The organism is Halodurantibacterium flavum (assembly GCF_042681825.1).
Classification (GTDB): Bacteria; Pseudomonadota; Alphaproteobacteria; order Rhodobacterales; family Rhodobacteraceae; genus Halodurantibacterium; species Halodurantibacterium flavum.
In genome coordinates, this window is sequence record NZ_JBHUGH010000003.1 from 347,529 (window position 1) to 371,871 (window position 24,343).

Below are 24,343 nucleotides of genomic sequence, written 5' to 3' on the forward strand. Positions count from 1 at the left end.
TAGGTATGCGCGGGAAATGGGGGACCGATGGCCGGGCATGTGAACATCCTGAAACTCTGCGTGGGCGCGGAACGGGTCGAGGACCTGATCGACTGGCAGGCCACGCGCCGCGCCGAAACAGGCCGGACCCACTCGCTGCACATCACCCGCATGTGGCCCAAGCGCAGCGACGAGGTGCTGGCCGGCGGCTCGATCTATTGGGTCTTCAAGGGCGTGATCCTTGCCCGTCAGCGCATCATCGGGCTGGAAGAGATCGCGGGCAGCGACGGCATCCGCCGCTGCGGGTTGCAGCTTGACCCCGAGGTGGTGCGCACCGAGGCCGCGCCGCGCCGTCCGTTCCAGGGCTGGCGCTACCTTGACCCCGCCGACAGCCCGCGCGACCTTTCCCCCGGCCGCGCGCAAGAGGACGCACTGCCCCCCGCACTTTCGGCGGCGCTGGCCGAGATCGGCGTGCGCTAGGTCTCCGGCTCGAATCCCTGCGGCAGCGGCAGGCCAAGCCGTGCCAGCACCTCTTCCAGCGCGATCAGGGGCGCACCCTCCCACCCTGCCGCGCGCGAGGCGAAAAGCATCGCCTGCGACCGGTGGACGGGTGGCGCTTGCAGGATCTTCAGGTGGTTGGCGCGCAGCGTCTCGCCGGTCGAGGTGATATCGGCGATCGCCTCGGCGGTCAGGTTCTTGACCGTTCCTTCCGTCGCGCCCTGGCTGTCGACCAGCTGATAATCGGCGACGCCATTGTCGCGCAGGTAATCCCGCACCAGCCGGTGGTATTTCGTCGCGATCCGCAGGCGAAACCCGTGCCGCGCCCGGAAGGCCGCCGCGACCGCATCGAGATCGTCGAGCGTTTCGACATCCACCCAGGCCATCGGCACCGCGATGATCAGGTCGGCATGGCCAAAGCCCATCGGCGTCAGCTCCGCCACCTGATCGGGCCAGTCGGCCAGCTTTTCCCGGACGAGGTCGGACCCCGTCACGCCCAGATGGATACGCCCCGCCGCCAGTTCGCGCGGGATCTCGCCCGCCGAAAGCAGCACGAGTTCCACCCCTTCGACCCCCTCCACGGCGCCGGAATATTCCCGCTCGGACGCGGCGCGGCGCATCTCTATCCCGCGCGCGCCAAACCATTCGAAGGTCTTTTCCATCAGCCGCCCCTTGGACGGCACCCCGAGCTTGAGCATCACGCCCCCCTCAGAACGGCGGTGATCGCCGGGCGGATGATCCCGCCCACGGCCGGGATCGAACGCCCCTGCCCCAGGACCCGCGTCAGCGCGTCGTACCGCCCGCCGGTCGCCACGGGCGGCAGGTCGGGCCGGGTCTCGGCGTAAAAGCCAAAGACGAACCCGTCGTAATACTCAAGTGTCGTGCGGCCATAGCTTGCCTCGAAATCCAGCGCCGCGACATCGAGACCCCGCGCATCGAGCGCGGCAAGCCGCATCTCCATCCGCTCGACCGCAGGCGAAAGGCTCGGCATGTCCACTGCCAGGTCGCGCAACCGTTCCAGCGCCGCCGGAGATTTGTCGCGCAGGTTCAGAAGATCGTCCAGCAGATCGACCTCGCCCTGGGCAAGGGATGGGGTCGCGGCATCTTCCTGCAACTGCGCCACGCGGGCCGCGATTTCACCCGCGCCGCGCAGGCCGATGAAAGGCCCGGCCTGATCCAGCAGCGTCTCGACCGGAGCCGAGCCGATATGGGCCAGCATCCGCGCCCGCAGTTCCGGCACGGGCGCCCGCCCGCCGAAACGGTCCAGCAGTGCCCGGAACCGGCGCGGACGCCAGATATGGCGCATCAGCGCGGCCTTGCGCGGCGCCGAGGTCCGCAGCCCAGCCACGGCGGCGGTCAGGATGCCCATGTCGCCGGTCGCGGCGCGCAGACCCAAAGGCGCCAGCAGATCGGCAAAGAGCGCGAAGACCTCGGCATCCGCCGAAGAAGGTGCCGCGCGGTCAAAGACCTCATAGCCCACCTGCAAGAACTCCGCCGGGCGGGTGCCACGATGTTCCTGCTTGCGGAACACCTCGCCCAGGTAGCAATAGCGCGCGGGGTCGGCGCCCTCGGCCATATGCATCTGGACGACCGGCACGGTAAAATCGGGCCGCAGCATCATCTCTCCGCGCAGCGGGTCGTTCGTGACATAGGCCCGGCCCCGGATATCCTCGCCGTAAAGGTCAAGGAGTATCTCGGCCGGTTGCAGGATGTCGGCCTCGACCGGCTCGGCGCCCGCCTGACGGAAGGCCGCCAGAAATCCTTCGGCCTCGGCGCGGATGCGGGCCTTTTCAAGGCTCGCCTGAACGGGCGACATGGGACCTAGCCCTCCAGCAGGCGGCGGACGGCGGCCACCAGATCGGCGCGTGGCGCCTCGAACTGCGCGGGCTGCGATTTCCATTCCTCAAGGCTGGCCTCGGAGGCGATTCTGGCACCGAGGATCAGGTCCTTGATCTGCACGACGCCCCGCGCCGCCTCATCCCCGCCCTGAATGATGGCCACGGGCGAATTGCGTTTGTCCGCATATTTGAGCTGATTGCCGAAGTTCTTCGGGTTACCGAGATAGACCTCGGCCCGGATGCCGGCCGCGCGCAACTCGCCCACCATCGCCTGATAGTCGGCCATGCGGTCGCGGTCCATCACGGTCACGATAACGGGGCCGGACTCCTTCCTTTCGGTGCCGGCCTGTTTCCGCTTTTCACGCAGCGCTGCCAGCAGCCGGTCCACACCGATGCTGACGCCCGTCGCGGGCACCGCCTGCCCGGTGAACCGCTTGACCAGATCGTCATAGCGCCCGCCCCCGGCGACCGAGCCGAACTGGCGCGGGCGCCCCTTTTCGTCGAGGATCTCGAAGGTCAGTTCGGCCTCGAACACCGGCCCGGTGTAGTAGCCGAGGCCGCGGACGACGGAAGGGTCGATGTCCACCCGGTCCGGCCCGTATCCCTGCGCCGCAAGAAGCCCGGCGATCATCTCAAGCTCTTCCACGCCCTCAAGCCCTGTGGCAGAGCCCCCGACCAGTTCCCGCAACCGCGCCACCGTCCCCGCTCCGGTTGAGCGTTTTGCGGCCATGAAGCCCATCACGACCCCGGCCTGTTCGTCACCCAAACCCGCGCCCTTGGTGAAATCGCCGCTCTCATCCTTGCGGCCCGCGCCCAGCAGTGCGCGCACGCCGTCCTCGCCCAGCCGGTCCAGCTTGTCGATGGCCCGCAGGACGATGCCGCGCTCGGCAGCGAATTTCTCAGGGTCATTCGGATCGAGGATACCCGCAACCTCCATCACGCCGTTCAGAACCTTGCGGTTGTTGACCCGGATGATGTAGTCGCCGCGCGGGATGCCCACGGCCTCCAGCGTGTCGGCGAGCATGGCGCAGATCTCCGCATCCGCCGCGACCGAGGGCGCGCCGACCGTGTCGGCATCGCATTGATAGAACTGCCGGAATCGCCCCGGCCCCGGCTTCTCGTTCCGCCAGACCGGGCCCATCGCGTAGCGGCGATAAGGGCTGGGCAGGTCGTTGCGATACTGCGCCGCCACCCGCGCCAAGGGCGCGGTCAGGTCATAGCGCAGGGCGAGCCAGTCGCTGTCCTCTTGCCATGCAAAGACACCTTCGTTCGGGCGATCCACGTCGGGCAGGAATTTCCCCAGCGCCTCGACCGTTTCAACCGCACTCGTTTCCAGCGGATCGAAGCCGTAGAGATGATAGACCTCGGCGATCCGGTCCAGCATGGCCTTGCGTTCGGTCACGTCCGCGCCGAAATAGTCGCGAAAGCCCTTGGGCGTTTCCGCCTTCGGTCTGCGGGTGGATTTGTCCTTGGCCATCTGCCTGTCCTCGGCTGGGTTGGTTGCCGACCCCTTAGCGGATGGGGGCCAGAGGGGCAAGGCAGCGCCCGCAGGCAGACGCCCTGTCGCCAACGCCAAAAGCGAGGAAATGATGACCGAACGCCTGACCCAGACCGAAGAACAGATCGCGCACCTGACCCGCATGGTCGAGGACCTGTCCGATGTGGTGGCCGCGCAGGCGCAGGACCTGGAACGGCTGACCCGACGCGTGACCCTGCTGATGGAACGCGAGGCCGAGCGCGAGGCGACCGCCAGCGGCACCATCCCGCTGGCCGATCAGCGCCCGCCGCATTGGTAGCGGCCCCTGCACCTGCCCTTGCCGCCACCCTTGCCGCGCACCCTTGCTCCCGGGCCCATATCCTGACAGAGAGGGGCGAAAGCTCATCGACAGCGGCGGCCGGATGCCTGACCTGCGTCTCACGATCCTCGGCGTTCCGCTGAACGCGATCATCCTCACCTGTGCCATCGGCTGTCTTGGGGCGGTCATCGCCTCGGTGCTGCGGCTGCCGCTGCCGTTCCTGCTTGGCTCGATGCTGGCGGTGGCCGGGGTGGCGGCGGCGGGGATGCGCCCGCTGGGCATCGCGCCGGCGATGCCGCAACGGCTGCGTATGTGGCTGATACCCGTGGTCGGGGTGGCGATCGGCGGCACCTTCACGCCCGACCTGTTGCAGGGGATCGGACGCTGGTGGCCCTCGATTGTCGGGCTCGCGCTGTTTATCCCGCTGGTGCACTGGTGCGGATACCAGCTGTTCCTCCGGGCGGGCGGGTTGTCGCCGCAGACAGCGTTCTTTGCCGCGATCCCCGGCGGGCTGATCGAGGCCATCGCCATGGGCGAGGATGCCGGCGCCGATATCCAGATGCTGACGATGCTTCAGTTCCTGCGGCTGATCCTGTCCATCGTGCTGGTGCCGCTGATCTTCACCATCCTCACCGGGGCGGCGGTCGGCAGCGCTTCGGGTGTGCAGATCGACACCGGCGTGGCCGGGCTCGGGGCCTGGGACGTGGCTGTGCTGATGGCAAGCGGCATCATAGGCTTCGTGCTGGGCCAGCGGCTGCACCTCCCGGGCGGCGTGATCACCGGCCCGATCGTGGTAAGCGGGCTGGCGCATCTGGCGGGCCTCACGGCGGCGGTTCCGCCGGGCTGGATGATCGCCATCACGCAACTGGTGGTCGGCATCAGCCTCGGGGTGCGGTTTCTGGGCCTGCCGCGCGGCACGCTGGGCAAGGCATTCGGGCTGGCGCTGGCAAACTGCGCCCTCACGCTGGGCATCGGGTTCCTGTTCGCGCTGGCGCTGCACGGGGCGGTAGGTGAAAAGACCGGCACGGTCTTTCTGGCCTTTGCCCCCGGGGGCGTGGCCGAGATGTCACTGGTCGCGCTGTCGCTGCAGGTCAGCGTGATCTATGTCACAGCCCACCACGTCCTGCGCATCCTGCTGTCGGTACTGGTCGCGCAGATCTTTGCGGGACGGCTGCGCTAAAGCTCTTCGACCAGTGCGACGCCGCCCAGGGACTTGATCGCGCTTTTTATCTGCGGGTTGACAGGCAGCGGGTCGGGCAGCGTCACGTCGTATTCGCGGCCCGTGTCCCGATCCGCCACGCAAAAGGTGATCGTGCCACGGCTGCGCCCGGCTTCACCCGCCAGCCGCGTCAGCAGCGTCGCGACCGATCCCACGGCACCCTCATGTTCCAGATGGATGCGCAGGCCGGAGCCCCCGGCATCGGCGACCACACCGTCGATCGGCTGCGCGGCCCGGGCCAGCAGCTTGAGCGTGTCGCCCTCCATCGTCGCCTCGACCGTCAGGACGACATTCTGTCCGGGTTCGAGGTATTGGCGCGCGGCCTCCAGCGTGTCGGAAAAGACGGTGACCTCATATAGCCCGGTCGGGTCTGACAGCTGCACGAAGGCGAAGCGGTTGCCCCGCGCCGATTTCCGTTCCTGCCGCGCCGAGACCGAGCCCGCGATCTTGGCCACCAGCGGGCCGCCCTGCGCCTGTGCGGTGACCTCGGTCAGCGTCAGCACGCCCTTGCGCTTCAGGGGCGCGAGGTAATCGTCCAGCGGATGCCCCGAGAGATAGAAGCCCACCGCCTGATGTTCCTGTGCCAGACGTTCGACCGGCAACCAGTCGTCGCAATTCGGCAGGCGCGGTTCGGGCAGATCCTCGCCCGCCTCACCGAACAGCGACACCTGCGAGGAAACCCGCGCCTCATGCACCGCCGCGGAATAGGCGCAAAGCGCGTCCAGCCCCTCGAACACCCGGCGACGGTTCCGGTCGAGCACGTCGAACGCCCCCGCGCGGGCCATCATCTCCAACGGGCGTTTGCCGACACGTTTCAGATCGACCCGCCGCGCCAGATCAAAGAGCGTGACAAAGGGTTTCGCGCCCCGCCCCTCGACGATCAGGCGCATCGCATCGACACCGACGTTCTTGAGCGCGCCCAGCGCATAGACCACGCGCCCGTCCTTCACGCTGAACATCGCCTGCGAACGGTTGACGCAGGGCGGGATCGTCTCGATCCCCAGCCGGTCGACCTCGCGTTTATAGACGTTCAGCTTGTCGGTCAGGTGGATATCGCAGTTCATCACCGCGGCCATGAACTCCACCGGGTGATTGGCCTTCAGCCAGGCTGTCTGATAGCTCACCACCGCATAGGCGGCGGCGTGGGACTTGTTGAAGCCGTAGTTGGCGAATTTCTCCAGCAGGTCAAAGACCTCGGACGCCTTTTTCGCCTCCACCCCGTTGGCCTTGGCGCCGTTCACGAACTTGGGCCGTTCGGCGTCCATCGCCTCCTTGATCTTCTTCCCCATGGCGCGGCGCAGAAGGTCGGCGCCGCCAAGACTGTAGCCCGCCATGACCTGCGCGATCTGCATCACCTGTTCCTGATAGACGATGATGCCCTGCGTTTCCTCCAGGATATGGTCGATGAGCGGGTGCACGGATTCCCGTTCGCGCAAGCCGTTCTTGACCTCGCAATAGGTCGGGATGTTCTCCATCGGGCCAGGACGATACAGCGCCACAAGCGCCACGATATCCTCGATGCAGGTGGGCTTCATCCGCCGCAGCGCGTCCATCATGCCGGAGCTTTCGACCTGAAACACGGCCACGGTCCTGGCACTTGCGTAAAGGTCATAGGTCGGGGCGTCGTCCAGCGGGATCATCGAGATATCGACCTCGACCCCCCGCAGTTTCAGCAGATCGACCGCGTTCTGGATCACCGTCAGCGTCTTGAGGCCAAGGAAGTCGAACTTGACCAGCCCCGCGGCCTCGACCCATTTCATGTTGAACTGGGTGGCGGGCATGTCCGACCGCGGGTCCTGGTACAGCGGCACCAGTTCATCCAGCGGGCGGTCGCCGATCACGACACCCGCGGCGTGGGTCGAGGCGTTGCGCAACAGCCCCTCGATCTGCTGGCCATAGGTCAGCAGGCGTTCCACGACCTCTTCGGCCTTGGCGGCCTCGCGCAGGCGGGGTTCATCGGCCAGCGCCTTTTCGATCGAGACCGGCTTGACCCCTTCGACCGGGATCATCTTGGACAGGCGGTCCACCTGCCCATAGGGCATCTGCAGCACCCGGCCCACGTCGCGCACCGCTGCCTTGGACAGAAGCGCGCCGAAGGTGATGATCTGGCCCACCTTTTCGCGCCCATAGCGTTGCTGGACGTAGTTGATGACCTCTTCCCGCCGGTCCATGCAGAAGTCGATGTCGAAGTCCGGCATCGACACCCGTTCCGGGTTCAGGAAGCGTTCAAAGAGCAGGCTGTAGCGCAGGGGGTCAAGGTCGGTGATCGTCAGGGCATAGGCGACAAGGCTGCCTGCCCCCGACCCCCGGCCCGGGCCGACGGGGATGTCCTGTTCCTTGGCCCATTTGATGAAGTCGGCAACGATCAGGAAGTAGCCCGGAAAGCCCATCCCCTCGATGATGCCAAGCTCGAATTCCAGCCGCTTTTCGTAATCCTCCACCGGCGCGGCATGCGGGATGACTGCCAGCCGTGCGGCAAGCCCCTCCTTGGCCTGCCGGCGCAGTTCCTCGACCTCGTCATCGGCGAATTTCGGCAGGATCGGATCACGTTTATAGGCCTTGAAGGCGCAGCGGCGGGCGATTTCGACCGTGTTCTCGATGGCTTCCGGCAGGTCGGCGAAGAGGGCCACCATTTCCTCGGCCGTCTTGAAGTAGTGCTGCGGCGTCAGGCGGCGGCGCGGTTCCTGCTGGTCGACATAGGCGCCATCGGCGATGCAGATCAGGGCGTCATGCGCCTCATACATCTCGGGCCTTGGAAAATAGACGTCGTTGGTCGCGACCAGCGGCAGGTCCATGGCATAGGCCATTTCCACAAACCCCTGTTCGGTCGCGCGTTCGGCGTCAGGCGTCTGCCCGCCTTCGCCGGGGTGGCGCTGAAGCTCGACGTAAAGCCGGTCGCGGTAGATCGCGGCCAGCCGCTCCATCAGCGCCTGCGCCTTGGCCGTCTGCCCCGCCTGCAGCTGCCGCCCTACCGGACCATCCGGGCCTCCGGTCAGGCAGATCAGCCCCTCGGAATATTGCGCAAGCTCATCCACCGTCACCGCCGGAAGCTGCCCGCCCGCATCAAGATAGAGGCAGGAGTTCAGCTTCATCAGGTTCATGTAGCCCTGTTCGGACTGCGCCTGCAGCACGACCGGCGCGGGCGGGCGCGGCCGCTCGCCGGGCTGGGCCGGGTCATAGTCCACCGCCACCTGGCAACCGATGATGGGCTGCACGCCCGCACCGCTGGCCGTCACCGAAAATTCCAGCGCGGCGAAGAGGTTGTTCGTGTCCGTCACCGCGACCGCCGGCATCCCCTGCGCCTCGCACAGTTTGATGAGCTTCTTGACCGGGACCGCCCCTTCGAGAAGCGAGTATTCGGTGTGCACACGAAGATGGATGAATCGAGCTTTGGCCATGGCGCTACGTTACCGGGTCGGGCCGGGGGGCGAAACATCGAAAAGACTTGCCAAACCCGGGGGCCACGGCTTTGCTTGGCCAAAGGGCGCATTTCCGCTTTCCGCCGCATCGGGCGGGAATGGCGCAACTGAAAGACAAGAGAAAGCGGCAGGTTATCGAATGTCGGAGATAGCGTTTCTTTTGAACGGTGCGCCCGTGCGGGTGCAGGCCGATCCCACGCGCACGCTGCTGGACTGGCTGCGCGAGGATCGTCGCCTGACCGGCACCAAGGAAGGCTGCAACGAAGGCGATTGCGGCGCCTGCACGGTCATGGTGACGGATGCGGACGGGCCAAAGACGCTCAACGCCTGCATCCTGCTGCTGCCGCAGTTGCACGGCAAGGCAGTCCGCACGGTCGAAGGGATCACCGGCCCCGAAGGTCAGCTTCACCCCGTGCAAGAGGCTATGATCGCCCATCACGGCAGCCAGTGCGGGTTCTGCACACCCGGATTTGTCGTGTCGATGGCGGTGGCGCACAAGCTCGGCCGGCAGGATTTCGATGACCAGCTTGCCGGAAACCTGTGCCGCTGCACCGGCTATGCGCCGATCATCCGCGCCGCCGAGGCAGCAAGCGATGCGCCCGTGCCCGAATGGCTTGACGATCCGCTGCCCGAAGTGGCGCCCCTGCCCTTCCGCCCCGAAACCGCCGATGAACTGGCGGACTGGTATCTGGCGCACCCCGATGCGACGCTGATCGCCGGCGCCACCGACGTGGGCCTTTGGGTAACGAAGGAGTTGCGCAACCTTGCGCCGGTCGCCTTCCTGAACGGCGTGCGCGATCTGCGCGGGGTGGCGGTGACGGAGGATGCGATCCGGATCGGCGCCTGCGTGACGATTTCCGAGCTCGGGCGGGTGATCGCGCCGCATTTCGGCGGCTTTGCGGAACTGATCCGCCGCTATGGGTCGGTGCAGGTGCGCAATGCGGCGACGATCGGCGGCAACATCGCCAACGGCTCCCCCATCGGGGACAGCCCGCCGGCACTGATCGCGCTGGGGGCGGTGCTGCATCTGCGGCGGGGAACGGAACGCCGGTCGCTGCCGCTGGAGGAATTTTTCCTCGACTACCGCAAGCAGGACCGCCAGCCCGGCGAATTCGTGGAGGCCGTGACGATCCCTCGCCAGCCCGACCGGCTGGCTTGCTACAAGCTGTCCAAGCGGTTCGACCAGGATATCTCGGCCGTCTGCGGCTGCTTCAACGTGACGGTCGTGGACGGGGTTGTCACGGCTGCCCGTATCGCGTTCGGCGGCATGGCCGGCATTCCGAAGCGCGCCGCTGCAACCGAACGCGCCCTGATCGGCCAGCCGTGGTCCGAGGCCACGATTTCCGCCGCACAGGCCGCACTGGAACTGGATTTCACCCCGATGTCGGACATGCGCGCCAGCGCCGCCTACCGCACCGAGGCGGCGAAGGGGATGCTGATGCGCTATTTCCTGCAACCCCGGCCGGTGCTGGAGGTGGGCGCATGAGCGTCGCGAAACCCCTGCCGCATGACGCAGCGCTTTTGCATGTGACCGGGCAGGCGCGCTATGTCGACGACATTCCGGCGCCCGCCGGGACGCTGCATCTGGCCTTTGGCCTCTCCGGCATCGCGCATGGCCGCATCACCGACATTGATCTGGCGGCCGTGCGCGCGGCGCCCGGCGTCGTCAGGGTGCTGACGGCGGACGACCTGCCCTTTGCCAATGACGTGTCCGCCGGCGCGCATGACGAACCGCTTTTGGCCGACGGGATGGTGCATCACCTTGGCCAGCCGGTCTTTCTGGTCGTCGCGGAAACCCATCTGGCCGCCCGCAAGGCCGCGCGGCTGGGCCGCATCACCTATGACGAACTCCGCCCGATCCTGACGATTGATGAGGCGCTGGAAGCCGGAAGCCGGTTCGAGGAAGGCCCGCGCATCTGGTCGCGTGGCGATGCCGCCACCGCGATCGACGCCGCCCCCCACCATATCGAGGGCCGGATGGAGATCGGCGGGCAGGAACATTTCTACCTGGAGGGTCAGGCGGCCTTTGCCCTGCCCCAGGAAAACGGCGACACCGTCGTCCATTCCTCGACCCAGCATCCGACCGAGATCCAGCACAAGGTGGCCGAGGCGCTTGGCCTGCCGATGTCCGGTGTCCGGGTCGAGGTCCGGCGGATGGGCGGAGGCTTTGGCGGCAAGGAAAGCCAGGGCAATGCGCTCGCCGTCGCCTGCGCTGTGGCCGCGCGCCTGACGGGGCGGCCTTGCAAGATGCGCTATGATCGCGACGACGACATGGTCATCACCGGCAAGCGCCACGATTTCCGCATCAGCTATCGCGTCGGTTTCGACGATCAGGGGCGCGTGCAGGGGATAGAGTTCATCCAGCTTTGCCGCTGCGGCTGGGCGCAGGACCTGTCGCTGGCAGTGGCGGACCGTGCGATGCTTCATGCGGACAACGCCTATTTCCTGCCGAATGTGCGGATTGAATCGCACCGCCTGCGCACCAATACCCAAAGCGCGACCGCCTTCCGCGGCTTTGGCGGCCCGCAGGGGATCGTCGGGATCGAGCGCGTGATGGACCATATCGCGCATCATCTGGGCCGCGATCCGCTGGACATCCGGCAGGCGAATTTCTATGCGCCCGCCGGGGATCAGGTGACGCCCTACGGGATGCCGGTGACCGACAGCATCATCGGCGCGCTGACGGAACGGTTGGCCCGGACGTCCGGTTACCACGCCCGGCGCCGGGCGGCCGCGGAATGGAACGCTGCAAACCCGGTCCTGAAAAAGGGCATCGCGCTGACCCCGGTGAAATTCGGCATCTCGTTCACGCTTTCGCATCTCAATCAGGCGGGGGCGCTGGTGCATGTCTATCAGGACGGGTCGATCCACCTGAACCACGGCGGGACAGAGATGGGCCAGGGCCTGTTCCAGAAGGTCGCGCAGGTCGCGGCGGCCGGCTTCGGCGTCGACGTGTCGCGCGTGCGGATCACCGCGACGGACACGGGAAAGGTGCCCAACACCTCGGCCACGGCGGCCTCCTCGGGGTCGGACCTGAACGGGATGGCCGTCAAGGCCGCCGTCGACACCATCCGCACGCGGCTGGCCGAAATGCTGGCGCAGGAACATCAATGCGCGCCGGGGGATGTGCGCTTTGCCGATGACCGCGTGCAGGTGGGCGGCGCCGACTACGCCTTTGAGGAGGTGGTGCACCGCGCCTATACCCAACGGATCAGCCTGTCGGCCACGGGGTTCTACCAGACGCCCGGCCTCAGCTGGGACCGCATCCGCGGCGAGGGGCGGCCGTTCTTCTATTTCGCCTATGGCGCGGCCGTCAGCGAGGTCGTGCTGGACACGCTGACCGGCGAAAACCGCATCCTGCGGACCGACATCCTGCATGACGCGGGCGCCAGCCTGAACCCCGCGCTGGACAAGGGCCAGGTCGAAGGCGGCTTTGTCCAGGGGGCAGGATGGCTCACGACCGAGGAACTGGTCTGGGACGACAAGGGCCGGCTGCGGACCCATGCGCCATCGACCTACAAGATCCCGGCCTGCGGCGACCGCCCCCGCATCCTGAACGTCGCCCTTTGGGACGGCGAAAACCCGGCCGACACGATCTACCGGTCCAAGGCTGTGGGCGAGCCGCCGCTGATGCACGGTATCTCGGTCCTCATGGCATTGTCGGATGCGGTCGCCGCCTGTGGCGACGCCTATCCCGCGCTTGACGCCCCGGCGACGGCGGAACGGCTCCTCTGGGCCACAAGGCAGGTCGAGGTCGATGAGCTTTGATCTGAGCTCCCTCCGCGCCGCTGTCGCTGACCACGGCGCTGTCATCCGCGTGGTGATGGCCGAGGTGGCGGGCTCCACCCCGCGCGAGGTCGGCACCGCGATGCTGGTCTGGGCCTCGGGCCAGTCGGGCACCATCGGCGGCGGCGCGCTGGAATATGAGGCGACGGCCCGCGCCCGCGCGATGCTGTCCGGGGGGGAACGGCTGCGGCTTGACCGGCAGGCGCTCGGCCCGCATCTGGGCCAATGCTGCGGCGGGTCCGTCACGCTCTTGTCGGAACTCTGGGACCGCGAGACGGTGGAGGCGCTGCAAGGCCCGGTGATCGCGCGCCGGGTGACGGGGACGGATGCGATGCCCTTCGGCGTCCGACGCCTGCTGGCGGGCGCGCGCAGCGGCACACCCCCGCCCCGCCCAGGGCTGATCCAGGGCTGGATGGTCGAACCCCTCAGCCAGCCCGACCGCCACCTTTGGGTCTGGGGGGCCGGCCATGTGGGGCGGGCCCTTGTCGATGTGCTGTCGCCACTGCCCGGGATCGCGATCACCTGGATCGACACCGATGCCGCACGCTTCCCGCCCGTTCCGCCCGGCGTGACGCAACGCATCAGCCCCACCCCGGCAGACCTTGTGAAAGGGGCGCCCGCCACCGCAGAGCACCTGATCCTGACCTATTCGCATGATCTCGATCTGGAGCTTTGCCACCGCCTGCTGGGCCACGGCTTTGGCTGGTGCGGCCTGATCGGCTCGGCGACGAAATGGGCGCGGTTCCGGAACCGGCTGTCGGGGCTCGGTCATACCGATGCACAGATTTTATGCATCGCCTGCCCGATAGGCGATCCGACGCTGGGAAAGCACCCACAAGCCATTGCCGTGGGCGTCGCCGCCGCGCTACTAAGGCGGGAAACCGCCGATCAATCCGCAAGGGACAGCGCCGGGTGACAGGAACGGAAGAGCTTTTGAGGATCGAGGGGCTGGGCAAGGCCTATCCCGGCGTCGTGGCAAACGACGACGTTTCCTTTGCGATCCGCCGGGGCGAGGTTCACGCGCTGCTGGGCGAGAACGGCGCGGGAAAATCCACGCTGGTCAAGATGATCTACGGGCTGGTGCGCCCCGACAGCGGCCAGATGATCCTGCGCGGCAAGCCCTATGCGCCGGCCAGCCCCCATGCGGCTCGTGCCGCGGGCGTGGCGATGGTGTTCCAGCATTTCTCGTTGTTCGAGGCCTTGAACGTCGCCGAAAACGTCGCCCTGGGCATGGAAAACCCGCCACCGCAGCGGCAACTGGCGCGCCGCATCCGTGAGGTTTCGGAAACCTATGGGCTGCCGCTCGACCCGGCCCGGCTGGTCGGCGACCTCTCTGCCGGCGAACGCCAGCGGGTCGAGATCATCCGCTGCCTCTTGCAGGACCCGAAGCTGCTGATCATGGACGAACCGACCAGTGTGCTGACGCCGCAAGAGGTCGAGATCCTGTTCCTGACCCTGCGCAAGCTGTCGGCCGAGGGCACGGCGATCCTCTATATCTCGCACAAGCTGGAGGAGATCCGCAGTCTTTGTGACCGCGCGACGATCCTGCGGCTGGGCAAGGTGGTCGGGCGCTGCACCCCGCGCGAGGTGTCGGCCCGCGACATGGCGGAAATGATGGTGGGGACCGCGCTTCAGACCCCTGCGCGGCCCGACCATACGCCCGGGCCCCCGCTGCTGGAGGTGCGTAACCTGACGCTGCGCCCGGCCAGCCCGTTCGGGACCACGCTGCGCGATATCAGCTTTACCGTCTGCGCGGGTGAGGTGCTGGGCATCGGCGGCGTCGCCGGCAACGGGCAAGACGAACTCCTGTCTGCGCTTTCCGGCGAGGCGCGAGGCGCGGGCGAGGCCGTCAGTCTGCGCGGACGCCCGATCGGACGCCTTGGTCCGACGGAGCGGCGCGGGCTTGCCGTCCTTTCGGCCCCCGAGGAACGGCTGGGCCACGCCGCCGCCCCGGACATGAGTCTGACGGAAAACGCGATCCTGACCGCCGCGCGCCGCGAGGGCCTGCAGAACCGGGGCTTCCTGAGCTGGGGCAAAAGCCGCAGTTTCGCCGAAAAGGTCATCCGCGCCTTCGATGTCCGCACGCCCGGGCCCGGTGTCGCTGCGCGCGCGCTGTCGGGTGGCAACCTGCAGAAATTCGTGATCGGCCGCGAGATATTGCAGCGCCCCGACGTGCTGGTGGTGAACCAGCCGACCTGGGGCGTCGATGCCGCCGCCGCCGCCGCGATCCGGCAGGCGCTGCTCGATCTGGCACAGGGCGGGGCAGCCGTGGTGGTCATCAGCCAGGATCTCGATGAACTGATGGAAATTTCGGATCGCTTTGCCGCGCTGAACGAAGGCAGGCTCAGCGCGCCGCGATCCACCCGTGGCCTGACGATGAAGGAGATAGGGCTGATGCTAGGCGGTGCGCATGACATGGAAGTTGCCCATGTCTGATCCCGTGTCTGAACGGCAATCCGGTGCGCCGGCATGATACGGCTTGAAAAGCGCCCCACCCCGTCGCGGTTCTGGACCGGGGCGACACCCGTTCTGGCTGTGATGCTGACCATGATCGCGGGCGGCGTGATGTTCGCGATGCTGGGCAAGGACCCGGTCGCGGCGATCCGCACGATCTTTTACGACCCTCTCTTCAACCCGACCTTCGCGAGCTATTCGCGCCCGCAGCTTCTGGTGAAGGCCGGACCGCTGATCCTGATCGCGGTGGGGCTGTCGCTCGGGTTTCGAGCTGGCATCTGGAATATCGGGGCCGAGGGCCAGTATATCATCGGGGCGCTTTGTGGCGCGGGCGTAGCGCTGGCGTTTTACCCTGCGGGCGGGTGGTACATCTTTCCCCTGATGGTGATGGCGGGCGCGCTGGGGGGCTGGGCCTGGGCGATGATCCCGGCCATCCTGCGGACGCGGTTCAACACGAACGAAATCCTCGTGTCGCTGCTCCTGGTCTATGTGGCGCAGTCGCTTTTGGCCGCGATGGCGCTGGGGCGGATGCGCAACCCGCAGGGCGGCGGATTTCCCGGTTCCCGCAACCTGTCGCAATATCCGGCCGCCTCGAACCCCGAGTTGATCGCGGGCACCGGGATGCACTGGGGCGTCGTCGCGGCCTTCATCGCGGTGATCGTGGCCTACATCCTGTTGCAGCGCCACATGCTGGGCTTTCAGATCCGGTTGGCGGGGCAGGCGCCGCGCGCCGCCCGGTTCGCAGGGGTCAACACCGCGCGGCTGGTGCTGATCTGCCTTGGCATCTCGGGCGCGCTGGCCGGAATGGCGGGGCTGTTCGAGGTCGCAGGGCCGGCGGGCCAGATCACCATCGACTTCAACTCGGGCTACGGATTCACCGCGATCATCGTGGCGTTTCTCGGGCGGCTCAATCCGCTGGGGATCTTGCTGGCCGGGCTTCTGATGGCGTTGACCTATATCGGGGGCGAGCTGGCGCAGTTCATGTTGGGCATCCCCTCGGCGGCGATTCAGGCGTTTCAGGGGATGCTGCTGTTCTTCCTGCTCGCCGTGGACATGCTGTCCAACTATCGCATCCGGCTGGGCCGGACAGAGGTGGCGTGATGGATCTGTCGTCGATCAACGTTCTGGTTCTCTTTGCCTCGCTCATGGTAGCGGCGACGCCGATCATGCTCGCTGCGATCGGCGAACTGGTGGTGGAAAAGGCGGGCGTGCTGAACCTCGGGGTCGAGGGGATGATGATCACCGGTGCCATCTGCGGTTTCGCCATCGCGGTCGAGACCGGAAGCCCCGCAGCGGGCTTCGTCGCGGCGGCGTTGGGCGGTGCCGCGCTCTCGCTGATCTTCGGGGTGCTGACGCAGGTCCTTCTGGCCAATCAGGTCGCGACGGGGCTGGCGCTGACGCTCTTCGGGCTCGGCCTCTCGGCGCTGATCGGGCAGGGCTATATCGGGGTGCGGCCCCCGGCGCTGGGTCGGATGCCGATCCCGGTCCTGTCGGATCTGCCGGTCCTGGGGCGTGTCCTGTTCCGGCACGACGTCATTGTCTATCTGTCGATCGCGCTGGTGGCGGGTGTCTGGGCGATGCTGAAATACAGCCGGATGGGGCTGATCCTCCGGGCGGTCGGCGAAAGCCATGATGCGGCCCATGCGCTCGGCTACAAGGTGGTGCGCATCCGTATCCTTGCGATCATGTTCGGGGGCGCCTGCGCCGGGCTGGGGGGCGCCTATCTATCGCTCATCCGGGTGCCGCAATGGACCGAGGGGATGACGGCGGGCGCCGGCTGGATCGCGCTGGCCATCGTCGTCTTTGCCAGCTGGCGCCCGTGGCGCGTCATGCTGGGCGCGTATCTTTTTGGCGGGATCGTGGTGCTGCAACTCAACCTGCAGGCCGCGGGCGCGCGCATCCCGGTCGAGTATCTCTCGATGAGCCCCTATGTCATCACGATCCTCGTCCTGGTCATCATGTCCTCCAGCAGGTCGCGCGTGGCACTGAACGCCCCCGCCTCGCTGGGCAAGACCTTCCACGCCGCGCAATGACGCGGCGCAACATCCGGGCCGCCGGCCCCAGAACCCCGAGGGAGACGAAACGATGAAACTTTCGCGCTATCTGGCCAGTGCCGCAGTGGCCCTGGGCCTTGCGGCCACCGCGGCTGTCGCACAGGACGATCCGGTCAAGGTCGGCTTTATCTATGTCGGCCCGATCGGCGATTTCGGCTGGTCCCACGAACATAATATCGGCCGCCTCGCGGTCGAGGAGCATTTCGGCGACGCGGTCGAAACCACCTATGTCGAAAGCGTGCCGGAAGGCGCCGATGCGGAACGCGTGCTGACCCAGATGGCGCTCTCGGGCCATGACCTGATCTTTACCACCTCGTTCGGCTACATGGACCCGACGATCAATGTCGCCGCCCGGTTCCCGGATGTGAAGTTCGAGCACGCGACCGGCTACAAGACCGCCGACAACGTCGCCGCCTACAATGCCCGTTTCTACGAAGGCCGCGCGGTCATCGGCCATATCGCGGGGGCGATGACGGAATCGAACATCGTGGGCTATATCGGCTCCTACCCGATCCCCGAGGTGATCCAGGGCATCAACGCGGCCTTCATCCATGCGCGCAAGGTGAACCCGGATGTGCAGTTCCGCGTCGTCTGGGTCTATAGCTGGTTCGACCCGGCGACCGAGGCTGACGCCGCCAACGCGCTGATCGAGCAGGGCGCCGACGTGATCATGCAGCACACCGATTCCACCGCGCCGATGACCATCGCCGAAGAACGCGGCATCGTCGCCTTTGGCCAGGCCTCGGACATGTCGAACTTTGGCCCGAACGCGCAGCTGACCGCGATCGTGGACAACTGGGCCCCCTATTACATCGAGCGGGTGCAGGCGGTGATCGACGGCACCTGGGAAACCCAGAACATCTGGCACGGCATCGCCGAAGGCATGGTGGAAATCACCCCGATCAGCGATGCCGTTCCCGCCGAAGTGCGCGAGGAAGCCGAAGCGATGGCCGCCTCGATCGCTGCGGGCGAATATCATCCCTTTACCGGCCCGCTCAACTATCAGGACGGCTCGCCCTGGCTGGCCGAGGGTGAAGTCGCCGATGACGAGACGCTGCTTGGCATGAACTTCTATGTCGAGGGCATTCAGGGCGACATCCCGCAGTAAGCAGGGCCTGAAGGCGCGAAACGGAAAGCCCCGCCATGGCGGGGCTTTTTCATGGGGCCAGTGGGTTCATGGGATCAGTGAGGTGCCGGTTCGTATCGCAGAACGCCCGCCACACGCGGACCGCCGCCCTGATCCGACGGATGCGCGATCCCGTCCAGCACCGTAACCTCGGCAAAGTCAAAGGGGCTCACGCCTTCGATGCAGGCGACGTTGATCCCGAACTGGCTCGGGTTCGAACGGCGCTGGTGATGGGTGTAGATCCCGCAGGTGCGGCAGAAATAGTGCTTCGCCGTTCCCGTGTTGAACTGATAAAGCGTCAGGTTTTCGGCCCCCTGGACGAAGACGATGTCGTCAAGCTGGGCCGATACGGCAATCGCGCCCCGCATCCGGCAAAAGGAACAGCTGCAACGGCGCGCGGTGTTGAAACCGTCCGTCAGGCGCACGCGGAAACGGACCGCTCCGCAATGGCAGGCTACGTTATGTTCGGGACGATCATCCATGGCTGCTCTCCTGATCCCCGGCAAGGCTAGCGCTGCACGACGGCATCGGCAAGCCGCGCAAACGAAAACGGGGCCCCCGAAGGGACCCCGCCATGAAGCTCTGCCAGGGGCAGGATTACATCATGCCGCCCATGCCGCCCATGTCGGGCATGCCACCGCCGGCAGGAGCCTTGTCCTGCGGCTTTTCGGCGATCATCGCCTCGGTGGTGATCAGGAGCGATGCAACCGAAGCGGCGTCTTCCAGCGCGGTGCGCACGACTTTGGCCGGGTCGATCACGCCGAACTTGAACATGTCGCCATATTCTTCGGTCTGGGCGTTGAAGCCAAAGGCCTTGTCGGCGCTTTCGCGGATCTTGCCCGCCACGACCGAACCGTCCACACCGGCGTTCTGCGCGATCTGACGCAGCGGAGCCTCGAGCGCCTTGCGCACGATCGCGATACCGGCGTTCTGGTCGGAGTTCGCACCTTCCAGACCTTCCAGCGCCTTGCCGGCCTGGATCAGGGCCACACCGCCACCGACGACGATACCTTCCTGCACGGCTGCGCGGGTCGCGTTCAGGGCGTCATCGACGCGGTCCTTGCGCTCTTTCACTTCGACTTCGGTCATGCCGCCGACACGGATCACGGCCACGCCGCCTGCGAGTTTCGCAACACGCTCCTGCAGCTTTTCGCGGTCGTAGTCGCTGGTGGTTTCCTCGATCTGGGTGCGGATCTGAGCAACGCGGGCCGAGATTTCAGCCTTGTCGCCAGCGCCGTCGACAATCGTGGTCGCGTCCTTGGTGATCGAGACCTTCTTGGCACGGCCCAGCATGTCGATGCCGACATTCTCAAGCTTCATGCCCAGATCGTCCGAGATCACCTGACCGCCGGTCAGGATCGCGATGTCCTGCAGCATGGCCTTGCGGCGATCGCCGAAGCCCGGAGCCTTGACGGCAGCGATTTTCAGGCCGCCACGCAGCTTGTTCACGACGAGCGTGGCAAGCGCCTCGCCTTCGACGTCTTCCGAGATGATCAGCAGCGGTTTTTGCGACTGGATCACGGCCTCGAGCAGCGGGACCATCGGCTGCAGCGACGAAAGTTTCTTTTCGTGCAGCAGGATCAGCGCGTCTTCCAGTTCCGCGATCATCTTGTCGGGGTTGGTGACGAAGTAGGGCGACAGGTAGCCGCGGTCGAACTGCATGCCTTCGACGACCTCGGTCTCGGTCTCCAGGCCCTTGTTCTCCTCGACGGTGATGACACCCTCGTTGCCGACCTTCTGCATCGCGTCAGCGATCTGGCGGCCGATTTCGGCTTCGCCGTTGGCCGAGATGGTGCCGACCTGCGCAACTTCGGCGCTGTCGTTGACCGGACGGGCCGCAGCCTTGATCGCCGCGACGACCTTGGTGGTCGCAAGGTCGATCCCGCGCTTCAGGTCCATCGGGTTCATGCCGGCGGCAACCGACTTCAGGCCTTCCTTGATGATGGCCTGTGCCAGCACGGTCGCGGTGGTGGTGCCGTCGCCAGCCTCGTCATTGGTGCGCGAGGCGACTTCTTTCACCATCTGCGCGCCCATGTTCTCGAACTTGTCGGAAAGTTCGATTTCCTTGGCAACCGACACACCATCCTTGGTGATGCGCGGCGCGCCGAAGGATTTCTCGATGACGACGTTGCGGCCTTTGGGGCCCAGCGTGACCTTGACGGCATCGGCGAGAATGTTCACGCCGCGCAGCATCCGGTCGCGGGCATCGGATTCGAATTTGACGTCCTTAGCAGCCATTTTGCTTGCTCCTGGTAGTCTGGATTACGGGTTTGCGACGATCAGGCGATGATGCCCAGGATGTCGCTTTCCTTCATGATCAGCAGTTCCTGACCGTCGATCGTGACTTCGGTGCCCGACCATTTGCCGAACAGGACACGATCACCAGCCTTGACCGACGGTGCGATCAGTTCGCCCGAGTCCTTGCGCGCGCCTTCGCCAACCGCAACGATCTCGCCCTCGGCCGGCTTTTCCTTGGCGGTGTCGGGGATGATCAGACCGCCCTTGGTTTTTTCGTCGCCTTCGACGCGGCGAACCAGAACACGGTCGTGCAACGGTTTGAATGCCATCTGAGAACGCTCCCTAAAGGTTCCAGGTTATATCTCGTTAGCACTCATGACAGCCGAGTGCTAACGAAGCGAGAGGTAATTAAGAGGCCGGTCGCTGTCAACCGGCCACACGAAAAATCACATCACGGGGAAGAGGTGACAATGCAGGCGCAGCAATCTATAACGCCGCCGAGATGATCCCAACCGGATGGACCCAATCCATGATCAAAGTTTTCGGCCACAAGTCCCCCGACACCGACTCGACCGGGTCGCCCATCATCTGGGCCTGGTATCTGTCAGAGGTAAAGGGCACCCCCGCCAAAGCCGTCCTTCTGGGCGAACCCAATACCGAGGCGCTTTATGTCCTCAACCGCTGGGGTCTGGAAAAGCCGGAGATCATCGCCGATGTCAGCGCCGACGATACCTGCGTCATCGTCGACACCAACAACCCCGCCGAGCTTCCCCCTTCGGTGAATGATGCGAAGGTGCTGGAGGTGATCGACCACCACCTGCTGACCGGCGGTATCAAGACCAAGACGCCGATCAACGTGACGATCCGCCCGCTCGCCTGCACGGCGACGATCATGCACGACCTGATGGGCGATGCGACCGACCGGATGCCCGACGCGATCCGGGGCGCGATGCTGTCCTGCATCCTGTCGGACACGCTGGAATTCCGCAGCCCCACCACCACCGATCACGACCGTGACCTGGCGCTCAAGCTGGCGGCACAACTGGGGATCGATATCCCCTCCTACGCGGCGGAAATGTTCGAGGCGAAATCCGATATCTCGGCCTTCGGCGATGCCGAACTGCTGCGGATGGATTCCAAGGAATACGAGGTTGCGGGCACGCAGTTCCGCGTCTCGGTGCTGGAAACCACGGCGCCGCGCCTTGTGCTGGACCGCAAGGACAGCCTGATGGCCACGATGCCCGCGGTTGCCGCCGAGGACGGGGCGCATCAGGTCCTGCTGTTTGTGGTCGACATCCTGCGCGAAGAGGCGACGCTGCTCGTCCCGAACGAACTGGTCAAGACGATCGCGGAAAAGAGCTTCGGCGTTCCCGTCACGGGCGACACCGTGGTCCTGCCGGGCATCATGAGCCGCAAGAAGCAGATCATCCCGGCGCTGACGCTCTGACCCCCTTGGGCGCCCGTGTCGGGCGCCCCCTTCCCCCAGAGGACGACCGACATGACCCGCATCATCCGCGCGCTGGCCGAGATTTCCGACAGCTATGACGCGCTCTTCTGCGACCTCTGGGGCTGCGTGCATAACGGCCATGCCGCCTATCCGGCTGCTGTCGCAGCGCTTCAGGCATTCCGGGCCAAGGGCGGAACGGTCATCCTGATGACCAATGCCCCGCGTCCGGCGCCGGCGATCATCGCGACCTTCGGCCGCCTCGGCATCCCGGACGACGCCTATGACGCGGTCGTCACCTCGGGCGATGCGGCGCAGGCGGGCATGGTGATGGGCGTGGTGGGCCGCAAGGTATACCACCTGGGTCCCGAAAAGGACCTGCCCTTCTTCACCGAGATCCCCGACGACCTGCGCGCCTTGGGTGAGGTGACGCGGGTGCCCCTGCAAGAGGCCGAAGGCATCGTCTGCACCGGCCTCTTTGACGAGATGACGGAAACGCCGGACGATTATCGCGCCACGCTGCTTCACGCCAAGAACGAGGGGATGAAGCTTTTGTGCGCCAACCCCGACATCGTGGTGGATTACGGCGAAACGCGGATCTATTGCGCGGGCGCGCTGGCCGAGCGCTACACCGAGATGGGCGGGCAGAGCCTTTACTTCGGCAAGCCGCATCCGCCGATCTACGATCTGGCGCGACGCCGGCTTGCGGCGATGGACAAGGTGATCGACGACCGCCGGATCCTTTGCGTCGGCGACGGGATCTTTACCGATGTGCAGGGCGGCGTGAGCGAGGGGATCGACGCGCTGTTCATCACCGGCGGTCTGGCGGCGAATGAATTCGGCGATGACCCCGAACACCCGCATGAGGCGCTGCTGCTGCCGTGGCTCGATGAACGACAGCTGACGCCTGCCGCGGCGATCGGCAGGCTCCGGTAACTTCTGGCTAGGCCAAGGCATCCGATTGAAATTTTATTGCGCGCAGGATTGCCGCAACTGCAAAATGTGCTATATCCCGGGCGGGACCTGACCCGCAGCGGGAGGCACGAATGTTCGACAGGACCGGGACCGACAATCTGCCGCGCGGCACGATCTGCATCGAGGATCTCGAGATCGGGATGTCGCGCCATCTGCGCAAGCAGGTGACCGACCGGGATATCGAGCTTTTTGCCGAGGTCTCAACCGACCGGAACCCGGTGCATCTGGACGAAAGCTATGCGCAGGACACGATCTTTGCCGGGCGGATCGCCCATGGGATGCTGACCGCGGGGCTGGTTTCCGCTGTGATCGGCGAACAGCTTCCGGGCCATGGGACGGTCTATCTTGGCCAGAGCCTCAGGTTCATGGCGCCGGTCCGCCCCGGCGACGTGGTTCTGGCCGAGGTGACGGTGACCGCCATCGACCATTCCCGGCGCCGTGTCACCCTTGAAACCCGCTGCGCCGTGGGCGATACCACCGTCCTGAAGGGCGAGGCGCTGGTGCTTGCGCCCAGCCGCAAGTTCGACTGACGGCATGTGACAGCGGCGGGCGCCCCGCCCGGGGGGACGATGCGGATCATCAGGCAGTGGACCGGGCTGGCGGACACAGACCGGGGCGCGTCGGTCGCCATCGGCAACTTCGACGGTGTGCATCGAGGGCATCAGGCGGTTCTGGATCTCGCACGGCAGGGAACCGGCCATCCCGGCGTCGTCACGTTCGAGCCACATCCGCGCGAAGTCTTCAGCCCCGATGCGCCGCCCTTCCGGCTGATGAACGCCGAGGCGCGGGCGAACCGGCTCGCAAAACTGGGCGTCACGCATCTGTATGAACTCCCCTTCGGGCCCGATCTTGCGCAGCTGGAGGCCGAGGCCTTTGCCCGCGACGTCCTGCACCGTGGCCTTGGCGTGACGCATGTGACCATCGGCGCGGATTTCTGTTTCGGCAAAGGCCGGCGCGGCACTGCGGACGATCTGCGCAGGTTCGGCGCCACCTTCGGGTTCGGTGTCACCGTCGCGGAACTCCTCGGGGCGGGCGAACAGTCGATCTCTTCCACCGCGATCCGCGAGGCGCTGACCGAAGGCCGGACCCGCGACGCACGCGCGATGCTGGGCCACTGGCACCGGATCGAGGGCGAAGTGATCCACGGAGAGAAGCGCGGGCGCGACCTTGGGTATCCGACGGCGAACATGTCCATCGCGGGCCTGCACCCGCCGCGCTTCGGCGTCTATGCCGTGCATGTGGACGTGCTGACGGGGCCGCAGGCGGGCAGCTATGGCGGCGCAGCGTCCCTGGGGGTGCGGCCGATGTTCGGGCAGAACCTGCCGAATATCGAGACCTTCCTCTTTGATTTCCAGGGCGATCTCTACGGCCAGCATCTCTCGGTCGCGCTGGTCGAATTCCTGCGCCCCGAGATGACCTTTGACGGCCTGCCCGCCCTCATCGCGCAGATGGATGCCGATTGTGCCCGCGCGCGGGCGATCCTCGCGGCCGAGTGACCACCACTTGGCGCAGGCCCC

21 protein-coding genes are annotated in these 24,343 nt (G+C 66.2%); 14 read left to right on the forward strand and 7 right to left on the reverse strand.

Features of this window, described 5'->3' with window-relative positions:
• The first annotated feature begins 27 nt into the window (after window positions 1-27).
• The gene (locus ACFSGJ_RS05520; RefSeq protein ID WP_390259990.1) at window positions 28-459 is read left to right on the forward strand and encodes a DUF1489 family protein; all 432 of its coding nucleotides are present in this window, start codon (window positions 28-30) and stop codon (window positions 457-459) included.
• Here ACFSGJ_RS05520 and hisG read toward each other — a convergent pair.
• Genes hisG through hisS form a run of 3 tightly spaced genes read right to left on the reverse strand, consistent with a single transcriptional unit; the run spans window position 456 to window position 3,792 of the window.
• Window positions 456-1,178, reverse strand: a complete 723-nt coding sequence (hisG, locus tag ACFSGJ_RS05525) for an ATP phosphoribosyltransferase (protein WP_390259991.1) — start codon at window positions 1,176-1,178, stop codon at window positions 456-458. The two genes, ACFSGJ_RS05520 and hisG, sit on opposite strands and share 4 nt — an antisense overlap.
• On the reverse strand, window positions 1,175-2,293 hold the full coding sequence (locus tag ACFSGJ_RS05530; RefSeq protein ID WP_390259992.1) for an ATP phosphoribosyltransferase regulatory subunit: 1,119 nt from the start codon (window positions 2,291-2,293) through the stop codon (window positions 1,175-1,177). Before ACFSGJ_RS05530 ends, hisG begins: the two co-directional genes overlap by 4 nt.
• Before the next feature lie 5 nt (window positions 2,294-2,298).
• Window positions 2,299-3,792 (reverse strand): histidine--tRNA ligase, encoded by a 1,494-nt coding sequence (hisS, locus tag ACFSGJ_RS05535; protein ID WP_390259993.1) that lies wholly within the window; start codon window positions 3,790-3,792, stop codon window positions 2,299-2,301.
• 112 nt (window positions 3,793-3,904) lie between these two features.
• On the opposite strand from hisS, the gene ACFSGJ_RS05540 reads away from it, so the two are divergent.
• Together ACFSGJ_RS05540 and ACFSGJ_RS05545 are read left to right on the forward strand one after the other, a co-directional pair.
• Window positions 3,905-4,111: a SlyX family protein gene (locus ACFSGJ_RS05540; RefSeq protein ID WP_390259994.1), complete on the forward strand. Its 207-nt coding sequence runs from the start codon at window positions 3,905-3,907 to the stop codon at window positions 4,109-4,111.
• A 103-nt stretch (window positions 4,112-4,214) separates the two neighbouring features.
• Window positions 4,215-5,291 (forward strand): AbrB family transcriptional regulator, encoded by a 1,077-nt coding sequence (locus ACFSGJ_RS05545; RefSeq protein ID WP_390259995.1) that lies wholly within the window; start codon window positions 4,215-4,217, stop codon window positions 5,289-5,291.
• Here ACFSGJ_RS05545 and dnaE read toward each other — a convergent pair.
• Window positions 5,288-8,728 carry a DNA polymerase III subunit alpha gene (gene dnaE / locus ACFSGJ_RS05550; protein WP_390259996.1) on the reverse strand — a complete coding sequence of 1,147 codons (3,441 nt, stop codon included), beginning with the start codon at window positions 8,726-8,728 and terminating at the stop codon, window positions 5,288-5,290. The genes ACFSGJ_RS05545 and dnaE overlap by 4 nt on opposite strands.
• A gap of 160 nt (window positions 8,729-8,888) precedes the next feature.
• On the opposite strand from dnaE, the gene ACFSGJ_RS05555 reads away from it, so the two are divergent.
• The 7 genes from ACFSGJ_RS05555 to ACFSGJ_RS05585 are packed head-to-tail and all read left to right on the forward strand — an operon-like array spanning window position 8,889 to window position 18,151.
• On the forward strand, window positions 8,889-10,235 hold the full coding sequence (locus tag ACFSGJ_RS05555; RefSeq protein WP_390259997.1) for a xanthine dehydrogenase small subunit: 1,347 nt from the start codon (window positions 8,889-8,891) through the stop codon (window positions 10,233-10,235).
• Complete coding sequence (gene xdhB, locus ACFSGJ_RS05560) at window positions 10,232-12,517, forward strand: xanthine dehydrogenase molybdopterin binding subunit (protein WP_390259998.1); 2,286 nt, start codon at window positions 10,232-10,234, stop codon at window positions 12,515-12,517. Before ACFSGJ_RS05555 ends, xdhB begins: the two co-directional genes overlap by 4 nt.
• The gene (gene xdhC / locus ACFSGJ_RS05565) at window positions 12,507-13,451 is read left to right on the forward strand and encodes a xanthine dehydrogenase accessory protein XdhC (protein ID WP_390259999.1); all 945 of its coding nucleotides are present in this window, start codon (window positions 12,507-12,509) and stop codon (window positions 13,449-13,451) included. The genes xdhB and xdhC overlap by 11 nt, the downstream gene beginning before the upstream one ends.
• On the forward strand, window positions 13,448-14,971 hold the full coding sequence (locus tag ACFSGJ_RS05570) for an ABC transporter ATP-binding protein (RefSeq protein WP_390260000.1): 1,524 nt from the start codon (window positions 13,448-13,450) through the stop codon (window positions 14,969-14,971). The genes xdhC and ACFSGJ_RS05570 overlap by 4 nt, the downstream gene beginning before the upstream one ends.
• Before the next feature lie 33 nt (window positions 14,972-15,004).
• Window positions 15,005-16,090: an ABC transporter permease gene (locus ACFSGJ_RS05575; protein ID WP_390260001.1), complete on the forward strand. Its 1,086-nt coding sequence runs from the start codon at window positions 15,005-15,007 to the stop codon at window positions 16,088-16,090.
• A complete protein-coding gene (locus ACFSGJ_RS05580) occupies window positions 16,090-17,022 on the forward strand; it encodes an ABC transporter permease (protein ID WP_390260130.1) in 933 nt (310 codons plus the stop codon). The genes ACFSGJ_RS05575 and ACFSGJ_RS05580 overlap by 1 nt, the downstream gene beginning before the upstream one ends.
• A 52-nt stretch (window positions 17,023-17,074) precedes the next feature.
• Complete coding sequence (locus ACFSGJ_RS05585; protein WP_390260002.1) at window positions 17,075-18,151, forward strand: BMP family ABC transporter substrate-binding protein; 1,077 nt, start codon at window positions 17,075-17,077, stop codon at window positions 18,149-18,151.
• 74 nt (window positions 18,152-18,225) lie between these two features.
• Here the strand turns inward: ACFSGJ_RS05585 and ACFSGJ_RS05590 are convergent, their stop codons facing one another.
• From ACFSGJ_RS05590 to groES, 3 genes are all read right to left on the reverse strand, one after another.
• Window positions 18,226-18,651 carry a GFA family protein gene (locus tag ACFSGJ_RS05590; protein ID WP_390260003.1) on the reverse strand — a complete coding sequence of 142 codons (426 nt, stop codon included), beginning with the start codon at window positions 18,649-18,651 and terminating at the stop codon, window positions 18,226-18,228.
• Window positions 18,652-18,766: 115 nt separating this feature from the next.
• Window positions 18,767-20,407, reverse strand: a complete 1,641-nt coding sequence (gene groL / locus ACFSGJ_RS05595) for a chaperonin GroEL (RefSeq protein WP_390260004.1) — start codon at window positions 20,405-20,407, stop codon at window positions 18,767-18,769.
• 41 nt (window positions 20,408-20,448) lie between these two features.
• Window positions 20,449-20,736 (reverse strand): co-chaperone GroES, encoded by a 288-nt coding sequence (gene groES, locus ACFSGJ_RS05600; protein ID WP_390260005.1) that lies wholly within the window; start codon window positions 20,734-20,736, stop codon window positions 20,449-20,451.
• Between the two features lie 200 nt (window positions 20,737-20,936).
• Between groES and ACFSGJ_RS05605 the strand changes: the two genes are divergently transcribed.
• The 4 genes from ACFSGJ_RS05605 (at window position 20,937) to ACFSGJ_RS05620 (ending at window position 24,322) form a co-directional block, all read left to right on the forward strand.
• Complete coding sequence (locus tag ACFSGJ_RS05605) at window positions 20,937-21,854, forward strand: manganese-dependent inorganic pyrophosphatase (protein WP_390260006.1); 918 nt, start codon at window positions 20,937-20,939, stop codon at window positions 21,852-21,854.
• Between the two features lie 51 nt (window positions 21,855-21,905).
• A complete protein-coding gene (locus ACFSGJ_RS05610) occupies window positions 21,906-22,787 on the forward strand; it encodes a TIGR01459 family HAD-type hydrolase (RefSeq protein WP_390260007.1) in 882 nt (293 codons plus the stop codon).
• Between the two features lie 110 nt (window positions 22,788-22,897).
• Window positions 22,898-23,356 (forward strand): MaoC family dehydratase, encoded by a 459-nt coding sequence (locus ACFSGJ_RS05615; RefSeq protein WP_390260008.1) that lies wholly within the window; start codon window positions 22,898-22,900, stop codon window positions 23,354-23,356.
• 39 nt (window positions 23,357-23,395) lie between these two features.
• A complete protein-coding gene (locus ACFSGJ_RS05620; RefSeq protein ID WP_390260009.1) occupies window positions 23,396-24,322 on the forward strand; it encodes a bifunctional riboflavin kinase/FAD synthetase in 927 nt (308 codons plus the stop codon).
• The last annotated feature ends 21 nt before the right edge of the window (window positions 24,323-24,343 follow it).

Excerpts from the sequence above, each read along its gene's own strand:
- ACFSGJ_RS05520 (WP_390259990.1), top strand. The coding sequence starts at position 28 with ATGGCCGGGCATGTGAACATCCTGAAACTCTGCGTGGGCGCGGAACGG.
- ACFSGJ_RS05530 (WP_390259992.1), bottom strand. The coding sequence starts at position 2,293 with ATGTCGCCCGTTCAGGCGAGCCTTGAAAAGGCCCGCATCCGCGCCGAG.
- hisS (WP_390259993.1), bottom strand. The coding sequence starts at position 3,792 with ATGGCCAAGGACAAATCCACCCGCAGACCGAAGGCGGAAACGCCCAAG.
- ACFSGJ_RS05540 (WP_390259994.1), top strand. The coding sequence starts at position 3,905 with ATGACCGAACGCCTGACCCAGACCGAAGAACAGATCGCGCACCTGACC.
- ACFSGJ_RS05545 (WP_390259995.1), top strand. The coding sequence starts at position 4,215 with ATGCCTGACCTGCGTCTCACGATCCTCGGCGTTCCGCTGAACGCGATC.
- dnaE (WP_390259996.1), bottom strand. The coding sequence starts at position 8,728 with ATGGCCAAAGCTCGATTCATCCATCTTCGTGTGCACACCGAATACTCG.
- ACFSGJ_RS05555 (WP_390259997.1), top strand. The coding sequence starts at position 8,889 with ATGTCGGAGATAGCGTTTCTTTTGAACGGTGCGCCCGTGCGGGTGCAG.
- xdhB (WP_390259998.1), top strand. The coding sequence starts at position 10,232 with ATGAGCGTCGCGAAACCCCTGCCGCATGACGCAGCGCTTTTGCATGTG.
- xdhC (WP_390259999.1), top strand. The coding sequence starts at position 12,507 with ATGAGCTTTGATCTGAGCTCCCTCCGCGCCGCTGTCGCTGACCACGGC.
- ACFSGJ_RS05575 (WP_390260001.1), top strand. The coding sequence starts at position 15,005 with ATGATACGGCTTGAAAAGCGCCCCACCCCGTCGCGGTTCTGGACCGGG.
- ACFSGJ_RS05580 (WP_390260130.1), top strand. The coding sequence starts at position 16,090 with ATGGATCTGTCGTCGATCAACGTTCTGGTTCTCTTTGCCTCGCTCATG.
- ACFSGJ_RS05585 (WP_390260002.1), top strand. The coding sequence starts at position 17,075 with ATGAAACTTTCGCGCTATCTGGCCAGTGCCGCAGTGGCCCTGGGCCTT.
- ACFSGJ_RS05590 (WP_390260003.1), bottom strand. The coding sequence starts at position 18,651 with ATGGATGATCGTCCCGAACATAACGTAGCCTGCCATTGCGGAGCGGTC.
- groL (WP_390260004.1), bottom strand. The coding sequence starts at position 20,407 with ATGGCTGCTAAGGACGTCAAATTCGAATCCGATGCCCGCGACCGGATG.
- groES (WP_390260005.1), bottom strand. The coding sequence starts at position 20,736 with ATGGCATTCAAACCGTTGCACGACCGTGTTCTGGTTCGCCGCGTCGAA.
- ACFSGJ_RS05605 (WP_390260006.1), top strand. The coding sequence starts at position 20,937 with ATGATCAAAGTTTTCGGCCACAAGTCCCCCGACACCGACTCGACCGGG.
- ACFSGJ_RS05610 (WP_390260007.1), top strand. The coding sequence starts at position 21,906 with ATGACCCGCATCATCCGCGCGCTGGCCGAGATTTCCGACAGCTATGAC.
- ACFSGJ_RS05615 (WP_390260008.1), top strand. The coding sequence starts at position 22,898 with ATGTTCGACAGGACCGGGACCGACAATCTGCCGCGCGGCACGATCTGC.
- ACFSGJ_RS05620 (WP_390260009.1), top strand. The coding sequence starts at position 23,396 with ATGCGGATCATCAGGCAGTGGACCGGGCTGGCGGACACAGACCGGGGC.